Source organism: Sphingosinithalassobacter sp. CS137, assembly GCF_014334115.1.
Lineage (GTDB): Bacteria > Pseudomonadota > Alphaproteobacteria > Sphingomonadales > Sphingomonadaceae > Sphingomonas.
The window spans coordinates 2,807,666-2,826,371 of sequence record NZ_CP060494.1; the positions used below are offsets into that span (position 1 = coordinate 2,807,666).

14 protein-coding genes and 1 tRNA gene are annotated in these 18,706 nt (G+C 67.0%); 9 read left to right on the forward strand and 6 right to left on the reverse strand.

Translation table 11 applies throughout. The features are described from left to right. Nucleotides 1-22: 22 nt before the first annotated feature. Nucleotides 23-1,651 (reverse strand): N-acyl-D-amino-acid deacylase family protein, encoded by a 1,629-nt coding sequence (locus tag H7V21_RS13755; protein ID WP_223177032.1) that lies wholly within the window; start codon nt 1,649-1,651, stop codon nt 23-25. Beyond that, entirely contained in the window at nt 1,648-2,676 is a 1,029-nt protein-coding gene (locus tag H7V21_RS13760; RefSeq protein WP_188054275.1) for a dipeptide epimerase, read from the reverse strand. Before H7V21_RS13760 ends, H7V21_RS13755 begins: the two co-directional genes overlap by 4 nt. Before the next feature lie 262 nt (nt 2,677-2,938). Here H7V21_RS13760 and H7V21_RS13765 point away from each other — a divergent pair, with 262 nt between their 5' ends. The 3 genes from H7V21_RS13765 (at nt 2,939) to H7V21_RS13775 (ending at nt 8,703) form a co-directional block, all read left to right on the forward strand. Beyond that, nucleotides 2,939-4,075, forward strand: a complete 1,137-nt coding sequence (locus tag H7V21_RS13765; protein WP_188054276.1) for a dipeptidase — start codon at nt 2,939-2,941, stop codon at nt 4,073-4,075. Between the two features lie 503 nt (nt 4,076-4,578). Continuing rightward, complete coding sequence (locus H7V21_RS13770) at nt 4,579-7,143, forward strand: TonB-dependent receptor plug domain-containing protein (RefSeq protein ID WP_262503891.1); 2,565 nt, start codon at nt 4,579-4,581, stop codon at nt 7,141-7,143. Nucleotides 7,144-7,209: 66 nt separating this feature from the next. Then, on the forward strand, nt 7,210-8,703 hold the full coding sequence (locus H7V21_RS13775; protein WP_188054278.1) for a serine hydrolase domain-containing protein: 1,494 nt from the start codon (nt 7,210-7,212) through the stop codon (nt 8,701-8,703). 66 nt (nt 8,704-8,769) lie between these two features. On the opposite strand, the gene H7V21_RS13780 is transcribed toward H7V21_RS13775, so the two are convergent. Continuing rightward, nucleotides 8,770-10,665, reverse strand: a complete 1,896-nt coding sequence (locus H7V21_RS13780) for a CocE/NonD family hydrolase (protein ID WP_188054279.1) — start codon at nt 10,663-10,665, stop codon at nt 8,770-8,772. A gap of 61 nt (nt 10,666-10,726) precedes the next feature. Further along, nucleotides 10,727-11,965 (reverse strand): dipeptidase, encoded by a 1,239-nt coding sequence (locus tag H7V21_RS13785; protein WP_188054280.1) that lies wholly within the window; start codon nt 11,963-11,965, stop codon nt 10,727-10,729. 131 nt (nt 11,966-12,096) lie between these two features. Between H7V21_RS13785 and H7V21_RS13790 the strand changes: the two genes are divergently transcribed. Next, the gene (locus H7V21_RS13790; RefSeq protein WP_188054281.1) at nt 12,097-12,726 is read left to right on the forward strand and encodes a helix-turn-helix domain-containing protein; all 630 of its coding nucleotides are present in this window, start codon (nt 12,097-12,099) and stop codon (nt 12,724-12,726) included. A 6-nt stretch (nt 12,727-12,732) separates the two neighbouring features. On the opposite strand, the gene H7V21_RS13795 is transcribed toward H7V21_RS13790, so the two are convergent. Next, a complete protein-coding gene (locus tag H7V21_RS13795) occupies nt 12,733-13,197 on the reverse strand; it encodes an Lrp/AsnC family transcriptional regulator (protein ID WP_188054282.1) in 465 nt (154 codons plus the stop codon). A gap of 137 nt (nt 13,198-13,334) precedes the next feature. On the opposite strand from H7V21_RS13795, the gene H7V21_RS13800 reads away from it, so the two are divergent. The 3 genes from H7V21_RS13800 to ilvB are packed head-to-tail and all read left to right on the forward strand — an operon-like array spanning nt 13,335 to nt 16,373. After that, complete coding sequence (locus H7V21_RS13800) at nt 13,335-14,390, forward strand: Glu/Leu/Phe/Val dehydrogenase family protein (protein WP_188054283.1); 1,056 nt, start codon at nt 13,335-13,337, stop codon at nt 14,388-14,390. A gap of 1 nt (nt 14,391) precedes the next feature. Further along, entirely contained in the window at nt 14,392-14,625 is a 234-nt protein-coding gene (locus H7V21_RS13805) for a hypothetical protein (protein ID WP_188054284.1), read from the forward strand. Next, a complete protein-coding gene (gene ilvB / locus H7V21_RS13810; RefSeq protein WP_188054285.1) occupies nt 14,622-16,373 on the forward strand; it encodes a biosynthetic-type acetolactate synthase large subunit in 1,752 nt (583 codons plus the stop codon). Before H7V21_RS13805 ends, ilvB begins: the two co-directional genes overlap by 4 nt. Before the next feature lie 112 nt (nt 16,374-16,485). Here the strand turns inward: ilvB and H7V21_RS13815 are convergent. Continuing rightward, nucleotides 16,486-16,562: transfer RNA gene (locus tag H7V21_RS13815), tRNA-Pro, on the reverse strand. Between the two features lie 166 nt (nt 16,563-16,728). Between H7V21_RS13815 and yajC the strand changes: the two genes are divergently transcribed. Together yajC and secD are read left to right on the forward strand one after the other, a co-directional pair. Next, nucleotides 16,729-17,073: a preprotein translocase subunit YajC gene (gene yajC / locus H7V21_RS13820; protein ID WP_188054286.1), complete on the forward strand. Its 345-nt coding sequence runs from the start codon at nt 16,729-16,731 to the stop codon at nt 17,071-17,073. 1 nt (nt 17,074) lies between these two features. Beyond that, nucleotides 17,075-18,703, forward strand: a complete 1,629-nt coding sequence (gene secD / locus H7V21_RS13825; RefSeq protein ID WP_188054287.1) for a protein translocase subunit SecD — start codon at nt 17,075-17,077, stop codon at nt 18,701-18,703. Nucleotides 18,704-18,706: the final 3 nt, after the last annotated feature.

An 18,706-nucleotide genomic window follows, 5' to 3' on the forward strand; every position in this document is an offset into this window, starting at 1 on the left:
CCCCGGCAGTTTTTCCCGGACCTCAAATCTCGCAGCGGTGGCGCAGGACCATGCCGCTGCGCGTGCCGGTGGGTTCGCCGTCGCGCAGTGCCAGCACGCCGTTGACGATCACCGCCTCTACGCCTTCCGGGCTGGCGGTGGGATCGGCATAGGTGGCGTGATCGATCACGCGATCGGCGTCGAAGATCACCACGTCGGCGCGAAGCCCGGCGCGCAGGACGCCGCGATCCGAAAGTCCCATGCGCATCGCGGGGAGCGACGTCATCTTGCGGACCGCCTCGGCGAGCGTGAGCACGCCGCGCTCGCGAACATAGTCGCCGAGGATGCGGGGGAAGGTGCCGTAGGAGCGCGGATGGGTGAGCCCCACCGGATCGCTTTCCATCGCGGGGACCGAGGCAGCGGCATCGGTGCCGATGCTGACCCAGGGCTGGCGCATCGCCAGATCGATGTCGTCCTGGCGCATCATGAAATAGAGCGCGCTCGCCCGCTGCGGCAGCGCGGCCAGCATCGTATCCCAGGCGACGTCGGCCGGATCGCGGCCGAGCGCGGCACCGATCGCGGCGAAGCTCTGCCCTTCATACTGGCGCATTTCGGGCACATGTGCGCTGGCGAGCACGACATTGTCCCAGCCGCCCGAAGCGTGGACGAGATTCGACCAGTTGGGCTGGGGACCGGCGGCGAGCTCGCCCTTGAGGCGGGCGCGGACCAGCGGGTCGCGCAGCGCCTCGTGCGCGGCGTCGCGGCCCTGTTCGTAAAGATGAGTCGGCACGGTCGGCGACAGGCCGGTGCCACCGGCGCGATAGGGATACATGTTCGCCGCGACATCGACACCGCGCGCGCGGGCGCTTTCGATCAGTTCGATCGCCTGCGGCATGAGCTGGCCCCAGAGCGGCGCATAGGCGGCCTTGAGATGGAAGATCTCGACCTTCGCGCCGCTGCGCTCGCCGATCTCGATCGCTTCGCCGATCGCGGCGAGCAACTCGCTGCTCTCGTCGCGCATGTGGGTGGCATAGGTTCCGCCGCAGCGGCCGGCGATACTGGCGAGGCGCACCAGATCCTGCTGCGCGTGAAAGGTCGCAGGCGGATAGATCAGTGCAGTCGAGACGCCAAAGGCGCCGGCGCGCATCGCAGTCGCGACCTCGGCTTCCATCACCGCCATCTGCTCGGGCGTGGGCGCGCCGGCGGAATCGCCCATCGCCTTCATCCGCGCCTGAGTCGCCGAATAATAGGTACCGAAATTGACGGCGATGCCCTGCGTCTCGAGCTGCCGGAAATAGGCGGCGACTTCATCCGCGGGAACGGCGGTGCCGCCTTCGCCGGCAATCAGCGTGGTCACGCCCATGCGCAGCTTGTTCGCCGCGCTGCCGTCGCGCAGCAGGGCGTGGCCCGACTGGTCGAGCATGTCGATGAAGCCCGGCGCGACATAGCGGCCGGTGGCGTCGATCTCGGTCTCGCCGCGACCTGGCACCGCGCCGATCGCGACGATACGCCCGTCGTCGATCGCGACATCGGCGCTGACCCAGGGATTGCCGGCACCGTCGAGGACATGGCCGTTACGGATGACGATGTCATAGTCGGCCGCGTCCTGCACGGGTGCGGGCGCGGCGCCGGACAGCATCCCGGCGACGATCAGTGCGGCAAAGCGTCTCATAGGTGCGTCTCCCCTGCATGCGCGGCCAGCTTCTGCGGCCCCCAGACCGTGTCGCCGCACCACACTTTCCCGTCGCGATAGACGACGCCGGGCTGGCGATCGCGGGCGAGGAAGGTGGGGCCGTCGAGATCGACGTAGCGGCAGCGCTGGGCGACGAGGAACGACGGCGCCATCGACAGGCTGCTGCCCATCATGTTGCCGACCATCGCGTCGAGCCCGAGCCGCTTGCCCGCCTCGAGCATCATCAGCGCCTCGGTGAGGCCGCCGCACTTGTCGAGCTTGATGTTGAACGCGCCGAACCGGCCGGGGAGCGTCGCCAGATCGTCGAGCGTGAGCACGCTTTCATCGGCGGCAACGGGGATCGGCGACTTGAATCCATCAAGCTCGTGCTCGGCGCCGCGCCGCACGGGCTGTTCGAGCAGCTCGACGCGCGCCTCGACGAGAATCGCGACGAGCGGATCGAGCTGGTCGCCGGTGAAGCCCTGATTCGCATCGACCCCCAGCCAGGCGTCGGGCCGTGCCGCCCGGACGGCGCGGACCCGCTCGCCGTCGAGATCGAGATCGCCGGTGAGCTTCAGCTTGAGCGCATGCGCCACCGTATAGCCGCGCGCCGCCTCCGCCATCGCGGCCGGATCGTCGGCGCCGAGCGTGAAGGTGGAGACGAGCGGATCGGGAGCTTCGAATCCGGCCAGCTTCCACACGGGCACGCCGGCGCGGTCCGCCTCGAGCTCCCAGAGCGCGCAATCGACTGCGTTACGGGCGCCGCCCGGCGGCATCGCCTCGCGCAGCTCCTCGCGGCTCAGCCCTGCTTCGATCGCGTCGCAATGGACGTCGAGCTCGGCCACCATATTGGCGACATCATCCTGCAGATAATAGACGCCGGCACCCTCGCCGCGCCCCCGGTGCGCACCGTCGCGCAGCGTGACCGTGACGAGTTCGGAGGAGTCGAAGAGATAGCCCGAGATACGAAACGGAGCCTTGTAGGGGAACTTCTCGACTGCATATTCGAGCGTCATTCGGCCCATCGCGCTGCACTCCATTTTCCAATCAGGACATAGTTTCCTGCTGGGGCTTTCGAGTCAAGCATGGCATCGGCAGATCCTTGCATCGATTGCTGATGTTCGGCTCGGTAAAGTCCGAGGAATTGCAATCGTCAGCGGGTCGCGCACCGCGCCGAAGCGCGCGGGGCGATTTGGCAAAATTCTCCGCAGCGTTGACAAGTTTCCGATTGGGATAAACACTCCTGGGCAGCGAAGACTCGCGTCGAGGGAGGGAGTACCGATGGGAATGGATCGCAAGCCGGGGAGGCGCGACGTTCTGAAGGCGGCCGGCGCAGGCGCCTTGATGGCCTTTCCGATGATCAATCGGGGATATTACAGCCTGGGTGCGACTCAAACGACCTATTCGGCGCGGGCGATCGCGCTGGTCGAGCGCGCAATGGTCCTCGACATGCTGGCGATTCCGAAGATCGACTTTCGGCCCGACGTCTATGCCGATCCGATGACCGAGGAGCAGAAAGCGGAGTTTCGCGCCTCCGGCGTGACGGGCATCCACAATGCGGTCGGCATCGGCGGCCCGGGTTCGAAGGAGCAGGCGCTCGAATTCCTGGCGGCGTGGCAGGGCTATGCCGGGCGCAACTCGGACGTGTTCTCGCTCGTGGGGCTGGTCAGCGACCTCGAGCGGGCCAAGGCTGAAGGCAAGGTGGGCATGATCATGGGCCTGCAGAACGCCGATCAGTTCGAGCGCGTCGAGGACGTGGCTTATTTCTACCAGCTGGGGCTGCGCTGTGCCCAGCTCACCTACAACAGCATGAACCGTATCGGCACCGGCAGCACCGAGCGAGTCGATGCGGGGATCAGCGACTTCGGCGTGGCGATCATCAACGCGATGAACGAAGCAGGCATGCTGATCGACGTGTCGCATTCGGGCGACCGCACGACGCTGGACGCAGTCGAGCTTTCGCCGCGTCCAATCGCCTATACCCACAGCAACTGCCGCGCGCTCAACGCCCATCCGCGCAACAAGACCGACGAGATGATCGTGAAGCTGGCGGCGAAGGGCGGCGTGATGGGGATCACGGGCGTGCGCAACTTCATCCGCGATCGCGATCCCACGACAGTCGCGCATTATGTCGATCATATCGAGCATGTCGCGCGGCTGGTGGGGATCGAGCATGTCGGGATCGGCACCGACAGCGACTTGAACGGCTATGACGACATGCCTGCGGACCAGAACACGATGCTGCGCAATGCGTACAAGGAAAGTTACGCGTTTCGCGAAAAGATCGACGTCGACGGGTTCGATCATCCGCGCAAATTCTACGATCTCACCGAGGAACTGATCCGCCGCAACCATTCGGATGCGGACATCGAACTGATCCTCGGCGGCAATTTCGCGCGACTCCTGCGGGCGACCTGGAAATAGGGGCGCTTCGACGGCGCGGGTGTGCCGCCGCCGTGGAGGCGCCGTGCAAGGAGGACGCGGACGTGCGTGCCGTCGCCCGCTTTCGGCGGGAGCGGCGCGGATTCTTCGCGTGCCGCTCGGCCACCCGCGGCATGTGTCACGGCAGAGATGTCACAATCGGATTCTTTGTTCCGTAACATGATTGACATGCTCCAAACAGAGTGCAACCGTCCCATTCAGGTTAACTAGGTCGCGATCGGCAAATGCGCCGACGTCGATCAAATCATGCCGTTGCGGTGCCTGTACCGGCGGCCAGTGCTTCTGGGGGCTCGACGCAGAACTTCATCGGGGAAGAAATCATGCTTGAACGAAAGATCGCAGTTCGCACGGCCTTGTCGGCTTCCGTTGGAGCTCTTGCTCTGGCTGTCGCCGGACCGGCTTTCGCTCAGTCGACGCCGGAACCGGCCTCGGATCAGACGGTACCTCCGAGCAGGACGCCGCAGCCCGAGGCCGAAGCGATCGTCGTGACCGGATCGCGCATCGAGCGGGCCGGTTTCGACCAGCCCACCCCGACCACCGTGATCGGCGATGCAGAAATCCGGCTCGCAACGGCCCCGAACCTGCAGCAGGTGCTCAACGAGCAGCCGCAGATCCGCAACTCGGTCTCGCCCACCGGCACGATCGGCAACACCTCGAGCGGCACCGCGCCGGTCGATCTGCGTGGCCTGGGCAGTGCACGCACCCTGACGCTGGTCAACGGCCGTCGTTTCGTCGGCGACAACAATCTCAACTTCGTGCCGACGAACCTGGTTCAGCGAGTCGAGCTGGTGACCGGTGGCGCATCGGCAGCCTGGGGCTCGGGCGCGGTCGCGGGCGTCGTCAACATCATCCTGAACGACGATCTGGACGGACTGACGCTGGGCGCCCAGAGCGGCATCTCGTCGCGCGGCGACGGCTTCCGCTATGGGTTTGATGGTTCGTTCGGAACGCAGTTCGCCGGTGGCCGCGGGCATTTCATGATCGGCGCGGAATATGTGAACGACGAAGGAATATCGCCGGAGGGACGTGCCGAGCGTCCGTGGCTGGGCGCAGGCAACGTCAACCTGGGCGGCGGACGCTTCGAGCTGCAGCCGGACGTGAACGATCTGGCGCCGATCACGCGCCAGGGCACGATCCTGGCCGGGTCGCTCGCGGGGCAGCTGTTCAATGCCGACGGCTCGCTCCGTGCCGCGACCGAGGAGGATTATTTCGGCCTCTATGATCTGCTGTGGGTCGCAAGCCCGCTCGAGCGCGTCAGCGCCTATGCACGCGCCAGCTACGACATCGGTGAGAATGTCACTGTCTGGGCCGATGCGGTTTATGGCCGCGCCGAAACGACTCAGCCCTTCTTCCCGGATTTTTCGTCGCCGGTCTTCGCTGTGTCGGCGAGCAACCCGTTCCTTTCGCCGACGATCCAGGCGCAGCTCGCCGGGGCGGGGGAGACGAGCCTGACGATCGGGCGGCTGTTCACCGACACTTTCTTCATGACGTTCGACGCGGAACGCGAGACGAAGGAATTCGCGGTCGGCATCGAAGGCAGCTTCGGCAACGGCTGGGAATATGACGCGCACTTCAGCCATGGCGAAGTCGACAGCGTCCAGCGCTTCTTCAATTCGTCGATCCCCGGAAATTTCGCGCGGGCGATCGATGCGGTCGAGGTCGGCGGACAGATCGTCTGCGCGGTGAATGCCGATGCGGACCCGACCAACGACGATCCGGCGTGCGTGGCGTTCAATCCGTTCGGGATCGGCGCCGCCTCGCCCGAGGCGATGGAATATGTGAGCGGCACGCAATATCTCGCGGGGACGACGAAACTCGATTCGGCCACGATCCGGCTGCAGGGCGATCTGTTCTCGCTGTGGGCGGGCCCGGTCACGATCGCCGTGGGTGCCGAGGCACGTTGGGAGGAGCAGGAACAGTCGAACGGCCCGCTCGACGAGGCCGGTGTGTTCGGGCTGGCGGTGTTCACCGTGCCGACGCAGGGCGGGTTCGACGTACAGGAAGGCTTCGTCGAAGCGCTGGTTCCGCTGCTCGACACTCAGGCGCTCGAACTCGATCTGAACGGTGCGGCGCGCTATTCGGACTATAGCCTGAGCGGCGGCATCTGGTCGTGGAAACTGGGCGGCACTGCCCGGCTGTTCGACGACATTCTGCTCCGCGCCACGCGCTCGCGCGACATCCGCGCACCCAGCATCGGCAACCTCTTTTCGGTGAGCTCGATCAACGTGCGTCCGGTCGTCGATCTCGACAGCGCGGGGAGGGACGCCGTCCCCGGTTATAATCCGAACCCGACCGCGACGATCCTGAGCGGAGGCAATCAGGATCTCGTCCCCGAAGTCAGCGAGACCTGGACGGTGGGCGGCTCGATCTCCCCCAGCTTCCTGCGCGGGCTCAGCGTCTCGGTCGATTACTACGACATCAAGATCGGCAATGCGATCACGACCCCGAGCGCCTCGGATGTCACCGCAGCCTGCGCGCAGGGCGACGCGGGCGCCTGTGCCCGCGTCGTTCGCGATGCGACCGGCACGATCGACACCGTCTATGCCTTTGCCCAGAACATCGCGCGGTTCCAGACAAACGGAGTCGATATCGAGGCGGCCTATCAGCTGCCGCTCGCGTTGATCGACGGGGAGGCGGGAACGCTGCGCTTCCGCGCGCTGGCGACCTATGTCGACTCGCTGGTGTTCGAAACCGGCTTCACCCGCCGCGACGTGGCGGGCGACGTCGGCGATCCGGTCATCGACGGCGTACCGCACTGGCGCGGTACGTTCAGCGCCGGCTATCAGAGCGACAGCTTCGGGATCGACACCCGGGTGCGCTATGTGGGCGGCGGCCAGTTCGACAGCCAGCAGAACATCATCAACGGCGACATCGAGGCACGCACCTATGTCGATCTGGGTCTGCAGTTCCGCGTGTGGGACCGGTTCGAGCTGTTCGGCAACGTCCGCAACGTCTTCGACGTCGATCCGCCGCTGGTCACGACGACGGCCAACGCCCATTACGAAGGCATCGGCCGCTTTTTCCAGGTCGGCACCAAGGTGAAGTTCTGACCATTGGCGGCGGGAGCGTTCAAGGCGTCCCGCCGCTTCCGTTCGACAGAAGAAGAAGGGGGAGGCATGACTCTGGTCCCGAAACGCAAAGGCGCCGTGCTGTTCACTGCCCTGCTGCTGGCGACCGCCGCACCGGCGGTCCACGCGCAGACCGTGCAGTTGCCTCGTGCCGAGGCGACCACCACGCTGGAAACCCGCGTCGGCGAGCTCGAGGCATTCGTGGATGGCGCAATGGCGATGGGAATCGCCAATCGCGAGATCGCGGGCGCGGTGTTCGTGCTCGTCGCCGACGGCGAAGTCGTGTTCCAGAAGGGCTATGGCTATGCCGATGTCGAGGCGCGCCGGCCGGTCGATCCGGCGCGGACGCTGTTCCGGCCCGGCTCGGTCTCGAAGCTGTTCACCTGGACGGCGCTGATGCAGCTGGTCGAGCAGGGCAAGGTCGACCTCGATGCGCCGATCGACCGCTATCTCGACTTCACCATTCCCGACACGTTTCCGCAGAAGATCCGCGTCCGCGACCTGCTCGATCACACGCCCGGGTTCGAGGACGGCTATGCCGACATGTTCGTCAGCTCGCCGGACGAATATCGGCCGCTCGGCCCCTGGCTGGCGTCGCACATTCCGGCGCGGGTGCGGCCGCCCGGCCAGGAAATCTCCTACTCCAACTATGGCAGCGCGATCGCCGGCTATATCGTCGAGCGCGTATCGGGCGAAGACTTCTTCGACTATGTCGACCGGCACATCTTCCAGCCGCTGGGCATGACCCGCAGCACCTTCCGCGAGCCGCTGCCGAGCGGCTGGGAAGGCGATGCGGCGGTCGGCTATGAATGGAAGGACGGCCGGTTCGTCGCCCAGCCGCCCGAAATGATTCGCAACATCGCGCCTGCCGGGTCGATGTCCGCGCCGGGCGCCGACATGGCGCGCTTCATGATCGCTCATCTGCAGGATGGGCAGATCGACGGCACGCGTATCCTGCGCCCCGAAACCGCGCAGCAGATGCGGACCCGGCTGGCGGCCAATTCGCCGGGCCTGCCGGGTCTTGCCCATGGGTTCCTGGAGGGTCGCGTCTCGAACCCGCGGATCGTCTGGCACGGCGGAAATACCGGGGAGTTCCATTCGAACCTGGTGCTCGCGCCCGAGGCGAACGTCGGCTTCTTCATCTCCACCACCGGCGGCGACGGCTCCTCGCTGGCGCGTTCGGAGCTGACGGCGTTGGTGACCGAGCGCCTGTTTCCGACCGAGCGGCTGCCGCTGTGGACCGGCGCGCCCGCCGAGCTGGTGGAAGGCACCTATCGCACCAACCGACGCTCCTACACCAGCTACCGGCTCGATCCCGCGAGCCTGATCCAGGTCCGGCGCGACGGCGAGCATGGGCTGGTGATGACGCTGAATGGCGAGACGGTCCGCTGGGAGCAGGTGGGGCCGCGCGTCTTCCAGCAGAGCAGTGCGGCGACGAGTCCCTATGGGCCGCTCGGCCTGCTGCAATTCTATGGCGAGGGCGGCGACACCCGCTTCTCGTTCGAGGCGCAGCCCTATACGCTCTACCGCCTGATTCCCTGACGCCGCGGGCTTCGGGTTCGAGCGGCGCGTCCTGCAGGTCCGGGCGCGCCGCGATCGCGTCAGGGTCTAGCGTCGGGGCACCACTGGCAAGTCGATGTAGGAAGGCTGGGCGGCGGAATGGTGAAGCGTGTTGTGCGCCACCACATGGCCGGTTTCGCTTTCGTTAGCGCCGCCGGTGTTCAGGTTGCGCACGAATTTCGGGAAGTTCGACGATGTCACTTCGACGCGGATGCGATGGCCGGGCTGAAAGGTGTTGCTCGTGGTGATCGGCGTCGGCGCAATGGTATAGACTTCGCCCGCCTCCATCATTTCCGGCCGTTCATAGCCATTGCGGTAGCGCGCGCGCAGGATCGTGTCGCCGAGGATATAGGCAGTTCCGTCGGGCGCGACATCGACCAGCTTGACCGCGAAGTCGGTGTCGCGTGCGTCCGAGGAGACACGCAGCACTGCGTTGACGAAGCCAGTGACTTCGAGCGGCTCCGCGAGCGGCGCGCTGGTATAGACCAGCACGTCGCGCCGCGCCTCGATCGGGCGCTGGTCGAACGCGCCGGCCGTCACCAGCCCGCCGTTGCAGCAGTCGCCGCCGCCGATCGTCTGAACCGGGTTCATCGGATCATAGGTGTAGCGATCCGGCGCCTCGGCCGCAGGCGGCGCCTCCACGGAAAGCGCCCCGTCGCCATAAAGGCTGTTCGCATTGCCGCCCGAGCGCAGATACATGCGAACGCTGGTGGCGTCTGCCGGGGGCCATTGCTCCGCCGACTGCCACCGATTGGCGCCCATGGTGTAGAAGCGCACGGCCGGAGTGGTCGCGGGATAGGCGTCGCGCTCGCCCTTCAGCCAGCGATCGAAAAAGGCGAAGACCTGCGCATCGACGTCGAAGCTGGCGTCGCCGAGATCGCGGTCGCCCGAGACGAAGTCCGGACCGAGCCCGGCGAAGGCGCAATGGGTGTTCGGCCCGACGATGGCATATTGGTTGGCGCTCGCTTCGGCATCGGTGCCGGCTTCGCGCGCGTGGTTGAACAGCGCCATGTTCGGGCCGATCGACACGTCGTACCAGCTGTTCACCCAGAGCGCCGGAACGCCCCAGCCCATGTCGTCGTGGTAGAGGCCGCCTTCGCGCCACGCGGGATCGGCGGGGCCGCGCGCGATCAGCTCCTCGAAGGTCGCGGGCGGCTCGCCGAGATCGGATAGCATCTCGTCGACGGGCAAGTGGCGGATCTGGCGCGTCCAGTTCACCGAGGGCTTGGTCGCGGCAAGATCATTGTAGCGTGCGATGCGGGCGCGAATATCGGGATCGAGATCGCCGGGAAGCTGCGCACGCAGCGGATTGTCGACTCCGTAGAGCCAGACGAAGAACAGCGTGCGGGGTACGCCGCCGGTGTACCAATTGCCCTGTTCCCGGAACGGCCCGACCTTGCCGATCCCCGCGCCCGCAGCCATCGGGACCATCGCGGCGTGAGCCGGATGGTTCTGCGCCGCCAGCGCGAGCTGCCATTCGGCCGACGAGGAACAGCCGAGCGTGCCGATCCGCCCGTTCGACCAGGATTGCGCCGCGATCCAGCTCAGCGTGTCATAGCCGTCGGTCTGCGGATAGCCGAGGATCTGATAGTCGCCCTCGGAATAATAGCGGCCCCGCTCGTTCTGGACGACGAAGGCATAGCCGCGTTTGATCGCCTCGAGCGCGCGGCGGCTGGTGCGGACGTTATACGAAAGCTCGTTGTAGGGCGTCTTCCACAGGATCGTCGGGAGCGGCCCCTCCGCGCCCTTGGGACGATAGATGTTGGTCGCCAGCTCGACGCCGTCGCGCATCGGCACCATCGCGATCATCCGGGTATCCGCTATCCGCGCCAGTTCCTGAGTGACCGCCTCGTCGCTGTAGCGGGCATAGTCCTGGGCCGGAGCCGGGGCCGCAGTGGCGGTGGCGACGGCAATGGCGGCTGCGGCGGCGAAGAGGCGTTTCACGGCGGGAGTTCTCCTGTGGTCGGCGCCGCGCGGCGCCCCTGCATCGGCTCGTGGCTTGGCGTTACTCGGCGGCCGCCTGGGCTGCTGCCATCACGCGCAGGATGTTGCCGCCCAGCATCTTCGCAAGATCCTCGTCCGAATAGCCTGCCGCGCGCAGCCGCTCGGTGACGCGGGGCAGGGCGGAAATGTCCTCGAGCCCGGCGAAGCCGCCGCCGCCGTCCCAGTCGCCCGAGAAGCAGACGTGATCCACTCCGGCAACCTCGATCGTGTGGAGCACCATCTCCATGTAGCGGTCGAAATCGGTGTCCCACACCGGGTTGGTCTGGTTGAGCGCATACCATTGGCGCGAAAAGGCCTCCTGTTCGGCGGGCGACATTTCGGCGATCGAATCGAACCGGTCGAACAGCGGTCCGCGCGCGCCGCTGGCGTTCAGGTCCGACAGGAAGATGGTGCTGACGCAGATCGCGCCGCCCGTTTCGGCGAGCCGGCGGATGCGCGCGTCATCGAGATTGCGCGGATGATCGAACGCCCACTTGGCGGTCGAGTGCGAAAGCAGCAGCGGGGTTTTGGAGAGCGCCAGCATCTGATCGAACGCTGCGTCCGAGGCGTGGCTGGCATCGATCACCATGCCCAGCCGGTTCATCTCCGCCACCCACTGGCGGCCGAGCGGGCTGAGCCCGTTCCAGCGCGGCTCATCGGTCGCGGAATCGGCGAACTGATTGTTGGCGCCATGCACCGGCGAGGCGAGGCGGACGCCGCGGCCGTAGAACTCCTCCATCAGCGCGAGATCCTCGCCGAAGGGATAGCTGTTCTCCATGCTCTTGAAGGCGATCAGCTTGCCCTGTGCATCAAGGCTGAGGGCGTCTGCGGGAGTCAGCGCCGGGCCGATCCGCGCCGGGAAGGCCGCAATGGTGCGATCGATGCTGTCCGAGCGCGTGCGCGCAAAGGCCAGCGCGTCGGCGTAGCCCTGCGGCGTCAACGGCCCCTGATCGGTGTAGATCGCGAAGAAGCCGCCATCGAGCGCGCCGTCCTCCATCCGCGGCAGATCGACCTGCGCCATATCGGTCCGCAGATCATGGCGGGCTCCGAAGTCCCAGCCGGCGCGGTCGAAATGGAGCGGCGTATCGAGATGGGTGTCGAGCACCAGGAAATCGGCATGGCTGCGCTGTCCCCCGGGCGCCTGCGGCGTCGCGCAGGAGGACGCGAGCAGCGCGGCGGCAAGCGCGACCGCTCCTCGCAGCGGACGGCGCGCCTGGGGGCTGAAGGAGCAAAAAGCGGCGTTGGTCGGGCTTGGCGTCATGGAGATCTCCGCGCTGCGAGTGGCGCGCGCTTGCGAAAATCGGCGCGCCATCCTACCAATCCTGCAGTGAACAGGTCGAGGTCGGACATAATGATCCTGAACGGAAAATTGTCAAACGCCTGGAGCGGCTGGTGACCGACACCCATCCGACTCTGGGCAGCGTTCTGCGGCGCATCCGCGCCGGTAAGGGCTGGACGCTCAAGGAGATGAGCGCGAAGAGCGGCATCCCGGTCTCGACTCTGTCGAAGGTCGAGCACGACCGGCTGACGCTGACCTACGACAAGCTCCAGCAGCTGAGCCGGCGGCTCAACCTGCGCATGTCCGACCTGTTCGCCGAGGAGCCGGACCGGCCCGAGCGGCAGGCGATGGGCCGGCGCAGCCTGGGTTCGCTCGAGCGTGCGTTCCGCGTCGAGACGCCGAACTACGACTATCACTATCTGAACCCGGATCTTCGCCGCAAGCGGATGATCCCGATCCTCACCCGCATCCGCGCGCGCAGCACCGAGGAATTCGGCGAGCTGGTGCGCCACCAGGGCGAGGAACTGATCTACGTCCTCGAAGGCAAGATCATCGTGCACACCGAATTCTACGATTCGGTCACGCTGGGGCCGGGCGAATCGATCTACATCGATTCGACCATGGGCCACGCCTATCTGGTGGCGCCCGGCTATGACGAGGCGCTGGTGCTGGGCGTGTGTTCGAGCGCCGACGAGGGGCTGATGGACTCGCTGATGAGTCTGCACGGCGAGGTCGCCGCCTGAGCAGTCTCAGGGAAGCGGCAGCGCCGTGGTGGACTTGATCTCGGACAGCGCGACGATCGAATTGATCTCCTGAATTCCGGCGACCTGGCTGAGCTTTTCGAAGAAGAAGCGCTCATAGGCCTCGATGTCCGCCGCGACCACGCGCAGCAGGAAGTCGACAGAACCCATCAGCACATAGGCTTCGAGCACTTCGGGGAAGGTCTGGATCGCCGCGGCGAATTCGTCGAGATGCTGCCGGCCGTGGGTGTTCAGCTTCACCTGGGCGAACACCTGGGCGTTGAGCCCGACCTTGCGGCGGTCGACGAGCGCCACCTGCTGCCGGATCACGCCGCTCTCGCGCAACCGCTGCACGCGGCGCCAGCACGGCGTCTGCGAAAGCCCGATGCGCTCGGCCAAATCCGCGTTGGAGAGAGTCGCATCCTCCTGCAGGAGCTCAAGGATGCGGCGTTCGTACCGATCGAGAGGCTCCATGCGGATGATCCTTTCCGTAAACCTTCGCATTCCGAAAGAACAGTCTCAAAAAACGGTCAGCCGGGCAAGAGTTAGGAAACACCTCCTCAGCCGCCAGTGATAGACAGGGAGTGTCTTTCCCGAGGAGTGCCGAGCCGATGCGCCCGTCCGAACCCCAGTTTCACGCCTTTTCCGACGACGATGCGGGAGTGCGGGGCGTGATCGCGATCGATTCGCTCGCGCTGGGCCCGGCGGCGGGCGGGTGCCGGCTGTGGCACTATCCCGATCGCGCCGCGGCGGAGCGCGATGCCGCGCTGCTGGCGCGCGGCATGAGCTACAAGAACGCCATGGCCGACCTGCCGTTCGGCGGTGGCAAGGCAGTGCTGATGGCGCCGCTCGGTGCCGACCGCCGCGCGGCCTTCCGTGCGTTCGGCCGCGCAGTAGAGGCGCTGAATGGGCGCTATGTCACTGCCGAGGACGTGGGCACGACCACCGCGGACATGCGCGCGGTGCGCGAAGAGACCCGCCATGTCGCGGGGCTGCCGCACGATCCGGCATCGGCATGCGCCGGCGGCGACCCTTCGCCCTGGACCGCGCTGGGCGTGTTCCATTCGATGGAAGTCGCGGTGCGGCACCGGCTAGGTGCGGAGTTGGCCGAGGTGACGGTGGCGGTGCAGGGACTCGGTAGCGTCGGGCGCAGGCTGTGCGGCCTGCTGGCGGATGCCGGCGCGCGGCTGATCGTCGCCGATATCTCCGAGGCACGCGTGGCGGAAATGGCGGCGCTTCACGGCGCACTGCCCTGCGCGCCCGAGCAGATCCATGCCGCCGACGCCCATGTCTATGCTCCCTGCGCGCTGGGAGGCGCGCTGACGTTGGATGTGGTCGAGCGGTTGAACGCGGCGGTGGTGTGCGGGGCGGCGAACAACCAGCTGGCCGAGCCGAAGGTCGATGCCGCGCTGGCCTCCCGCGACGTGCTCTACGCGCCCGACTACGTCGTCAATTCGGGCGGGATCATCAATGTGGCGGCCGAATATCTGGGCGAGAGCACACTCGACGTCGAGCATCGCGTGCAGGCGATCGCGCCGCGGCTCGACGCGCTGTTCGTCCGCGCGCGCACCGAAGGAGTCGCCCCGGGCGCGATGGCGGACCGGATAGCGGCGCAGCGGATCGCGCAGGCGCAGCCGGTGCGGGCTCGGGCCGCGGTTCCGGCGTGAAATGGCCGTCGTTCTCCGGCTGGTCGCCGACGCCGATCCGGGCGTGCCGTCGCGCTTCTTCGATCTGATGCAGGCGCAGCAGCGCTTCCCGACTGGCTTCCACATGGACCGGGAGGCGGACACGCTCGTCATCACCGCGCACTTCGCGGCGGGAGCGGAGCTGCCGCCCTCGCTGCTGCCGCGGCTGCGGCAGATGACGGGTATCCGCTCGGCCTCGCTTGGGGAAATGGCATGAACGCGCCGTTCGAATCGCCGCGTCGGGCGCCCGCGGCCGAGAAGCCGCGCAGCGGCGCCGATCATCTGCTTGCGGTGCTCGCCGACGCCGGAGTCGAGGTGATCTTCGGCTATCCGGGCGGCGCGGTGCTCCCGCTCTATGATGCGCTGTTCCGTCAGGAGCGAATCCGACACGTGCTCGTGCGGCACGAACAGGCGGCGGTCCATGCTGCCGAGGGCTACGCCCGCAGCACCGGCCGTGTCGGCGTGGTGCTCGCGACATCCGGGCCGGGGGCGACCAACTGCCTGACCGGGCTTGCCGACGCGCTGGCGGACTCGATCCCGATCCTGTGCCTCACCGGGCAGGTGCACCGCCACCTGCTCGGCACCGACGCCTTTCAGGAGGCGAACGTCGTCGCGCTGTCGCGGGCGGCGACGAAGTACAACGCCGCAGTGACCTGCCCGAGCACGCTGGGACCGCTCGTGCGGCGGGCGCTCGACATCGCCACGGCCGGGCGACCCGGGCCGGTGCTGCTCGACATTCCCAAGGACGTGCAGGCGGCCGAGGGGTCGGTTGCCGATTTCGAAGGCGCGATACCGCCGCTGTCGGTTGCGCGGAGACCGTCGATCGACCGTGAGGCGATCGCTCGCGCGGCGGAATTGCTGCGCCGCGCGCACCGTCCGATTCTCTACACCGGCGGCGGCGTGATCAATTCGGGCCCGGCCGCCAGCCGGGCGCTGCGGCGGCTGGCGGAGATCACCGGGGCGCCGGTGACGTCCACGCTGATGGGGCTGGGCGCCTTTCCGGCATCGCATCCGCAGTGGATCGGCATGCCGGGGATGCACGGCACGCTGGAGGCCAATCTGGCGATGCACGGCTGCGACGTGATGCTGTGCATCGGCGCGCGTTTCGACGATCGCGTGACCGGACGGCTCGATCGGTTCGCGCCGGACGCCCGGGTTATCCACATCGACATCGACCCCGGCCAGATCGGTCGCCTGGTTCCCGCCGAGGTGGGGATCGCCGCCGATTGCGGCGCGGCGCTTGAGGCACTTTGCGGCGCGCTGGAGCCGCAGGTGCGGTGCAGCCTGGGGCCCTGGTGGGGCCGGATCACCGAATGGCGCGACCGCCGCTCGCTCGACTTCGCCGAAGATGCGGACGCGATCGCGCCGCAGCGGGCGATCCGCCGCCTGTTCGAACTGACGCGCGAGCGTCGGCCGGTCGTGGCCACCGAAGTGGGCCAGCATCAGATGTGGGCCGCGCAGCACTTCGGCTTCGAGGCGCCCGGCCGCTGGCTGACCTCGGGAGGGCTCGGAACCATGGGCTATGGCCTGCCCGCGGCGATCGGCGCGCAGATCGCGCACCCCGACGCGCTGGTGATCGACGTCGCCGGCGACGCATCGATCCAGATGAACATCCAGGAACTGGGAACGGCGGCGCAATATCGGCTGCCGGTGAAGCTTTTCATCGTCAACAATGCACGGATGGGAATGGTGCGCCAGTGGCAGGACCTGCACCACGGCGGCCGGCATTCGCAGAGCTGGTCCGAATCGGCGCCCGATTTCGTCGCGCTGGCGCAAGCCTATGGCTGGACGGGACTACGGGTCGAGCGCCCCGAGGCGCTGGACGATGCGATCCGAACGATGATCGGGACTCCGGGGCCGGTGTTGCTCGACTGCCGGGTGCGCGTCGACGAGGATTGCTATCCGATGATCCCGGCTGGCGCCGCGCACAACGAGGTCCGGCTGGGCGCGAACGCCGCGCTCTGAGCGCAGGCACGAGGCCGCCGCTCGACCCGGGAAAGCGGACACAAGGTCGCCCGAGGTGCCATACGCCGCGCTGCCGCGCCGCTGCCGCTGGCTATCCTGCCGCTGAATGAACTGGTCGGGACGACAGGATTCGAACCTGCGACCCCCACACCCCCAGTGTGATGCGCTACCAGGCTGCGCTACGTCCCGACCGAGGGGGAGGCATCTATGCGGGCGCGCGGCGAGATGCAAGTGGCCGCGATGCGAGAGCCGGCGCGCTTCCGCAACGATCCTTGCGTGCGCCGCGCACCCATGATAGCGCGCGCCGCTTGAACCCTGGAGCGTTGTCGCTCCCAATCCAGGCTTTCGGGAACCCATGTTCGCCACCCCAGCTTATGCCCAGGCCGCCGGCGCAGCCGGCCAGTCGGGAGGCGCCGCCGGCGCGTTCCTTCAGCTGTTGCCGCTCATCCTCATCTTCGTCGCATTCTACTTCCTGATGATCCGTCCGCAGCAGCGGCGCATGAAGGCGCTGCAGGATTCGGTCGCGGCGGTGAAGAAGGGCGACAGCGTCGTCACCGGCGGCGGTCTTGTCGGCAAGGTCACGCGAGTCGAGGACGACCATGTCGAAGTCGAGCTGGCGCCCAATGTGAAGGTTCGAGTCGTCAAGGCGACGCTCGCGCAGGTGATGCCGCTGGGCAGCGCCAAGCCCGCGAACGACTGACATGCTCGATTTCCCGCGCTGGAAGGTCTGGAGCGTCATTGCCGTGATCCTGGTCACGGTGCTGCTCGCCGTGCCCAGTCTGCTGCCCGGATCGGTGCGCGCCTCGCTGCCCGCATGGGTGCCGACGCCGACCGTAAACCTGGGGCTCGACCTTGCCGGCGGCAGTTACCTGCTGCTCGAGGCGGATACCGCCGATGTCGCGACCCAGCGCCTGGAGGGAATGCAGGAAACCGTTCGCACCGAGATGCGGCGAAGCCCGCGGATCGACATCGGCGACATTTCCGTGCGCGACGGGCGCGTCAGCTTCATGGTGCGCGACGCCAGCCAGGTCGACGCCGTCCGTGAGCGGCTCAACCAGTTCACGACCGGTGCCGGATTCAGCGGCCAGCGCGACTGGAACATCGAAGTGGTCGACAGTACGCGTTTCGTGCTGACGCCCACCGAAGAAGGTCTGGAGCAGGCGATAGAGACCGCGATGGGCGACGCGACCGAAGTCGTGCGCCGCCGCATCGACGAACTCGGTACCCGTGAGCCGACCATCGTGCGCCAGGGCCGCGACCGAATCGTCGTGCAGGTGCCCGGCCTCGGCGATCCCACGCAGCTCAAGGAGCTGCTAGGCCGCACCGCATTGCTCGAGTTCAAGTTGGTCGACACGACTGCCGATCCCGCGCAGCTCGCGCAGGGCATCGCGCCGGTCGGCAGCGAGATCCTGCCCTATCCGGACGCTCCGGGCGGGCTGCCCTATGTCGCCTATTTCCCCGACCAGCCGCCCCGAGTGGCCGTGCAGCGCACGACGATGATCAGCGGCGATCAGCTGGTCGACGCCCGCATGGAGTTCGAACAGACGACCAACGCCCCGGGCGTTGTGCTGCGGCTCGACGGCGGCGGCGGGCGGCGCTTCGCGCGGGTGACGACCGAGAACACCGGCAGGCCCTTTGCGATCATCGTCGATGATGAGGTGATTTCGGCGCCGAACATCAACGAGCCGATTACCGGCGGCGTTGCCCGGATCGACGGCGGCTTCACCAGCGAAAGCGCGACTCAGCTCGCCATCGCGCTGCGATCGGGCAAGCTGCCGATCGAGCTGGCGGTCGTCGACCAGTCGACGGTGAGCCCCGAGCTCGGCCAGGATTCGATCAACAAGGGCGTGTTCGCCGCCGTGCTGGCGACGGTATTGGTGATCGCGTTCATGCTGGTCACTTATTTCCGCTTCGGCGTCTATGCGACGATCGCGCTGATCGTGAACATCCTGATGATCGTCGGGGTGATGGCGCTCTTCAACGCGACGCTCACGCTGCCCGGCATCGCCGGCTTCGTGCTGACGATCGGCGCGGCGGTCGACGCCAATGTGCTGATCAACGAGCGAATCCGAGAGGAGCAGCGGCGCGGCCGCACCGTCGTTCATTCGATCGAGTTCGGCTATAAGGAAGCGAGCCGCGCAATCTTCGACGCCAACATCACCAACGTGATCGCCGCGGCGATCATGTTCATCTTCGGCTCGGGCCCGATCCGCGGCTTCGCAGTCGTGCTGACGATCGGCATCGTGACGTCGGTGTTCACCGCCGTCACTTTCACGCGCCTGATGGTCGCCGAATGGCTGAAGAAGCGGCCCAAGCAGCTGGTGATTTGAGAT

Excerpts from the sequence above, each read along its gene's own strand:
- H7V21_RS13755 (WP_223177032.1), bottom strand. The coding sequence starts at position 1,651 with ATGAGACGCTTTGCCGCACTGATCGTCGCCGGGATGCTGTCCGGCGCC.
- H7V21_RS13760 (WP_188054275.1), bottom strand. The coding sequence starts at position 2,676 with ATGGGCCGAATGACGCTCGAATATGCAGTCGAGAAGTTCCCCTACAAG.
- H7V21_RS13765 (WP_188054276.1), top strand. The coding sequence starts at position 2,939 with ATGGATCGCAAGCCGGGGAGGCGCGACGTTCTGAAGGCGGCCGGCGCA.
- H7V21_RS13775 (WP_188054278.1), top strand. The coding sequence starts at position 7,210 with ATGACTCTGGTCCCGAAACGCAAAGGCGCCGTGCTGTTCACTGCCCTG.
- H7V21_RS13785 (WP_188054280.1), bottom strand. The coding sequence starts at position 11,965 with ATGACGCCAAGCCCGACCAACGCCGCTTTTTGCTCCTTCAGCCCCCAG.
- H7V21_RS13795 (WP_188054282.1), bottom strand. The coding sequence starts at position 13,197 with ATGGAGCCTCTCGATCGGTACGAACGCCGCATCCTTGAGCTCCTGCAG.
- H7V21_RS13800 (WP_188054283.1), top strand. The coding sequence starts at position 13,335 with ATGCGCCCGTCCGAACCCCAGTTTCACGCCTTTTCCGACGACGATGCG.
- H7V21_RS13805 (WP_188054284.1), top strand. The coding sequence starts at position 14,392 with ATGGCCGTCGTTCTCCGGCTGGTCGCCGACGCCGATCCGGGCGTGCCG.
- ilvB (WP_188054285.1), top strand. The coding sequence starts at position 14,622 with ATGAACGCGCCGTTCGAATCGCCGCGTCGGGCGCCCGCGGCCGAGAAG.
- yajC (WP_188054286.1), top strand. The coding sequence starts at position 16,729 with ATGTTCGCCACCCCAGCTTATGCCCAGGCCGCCGGCGCAGCCGGCCAG.
- secD (WP_188054287.1), top strand. The coding sequence starts at position 17,075 with ATGCTCGATTTCCCGCGCTGGAAGGTCTGGAGCGTCATTGCCGTGATC.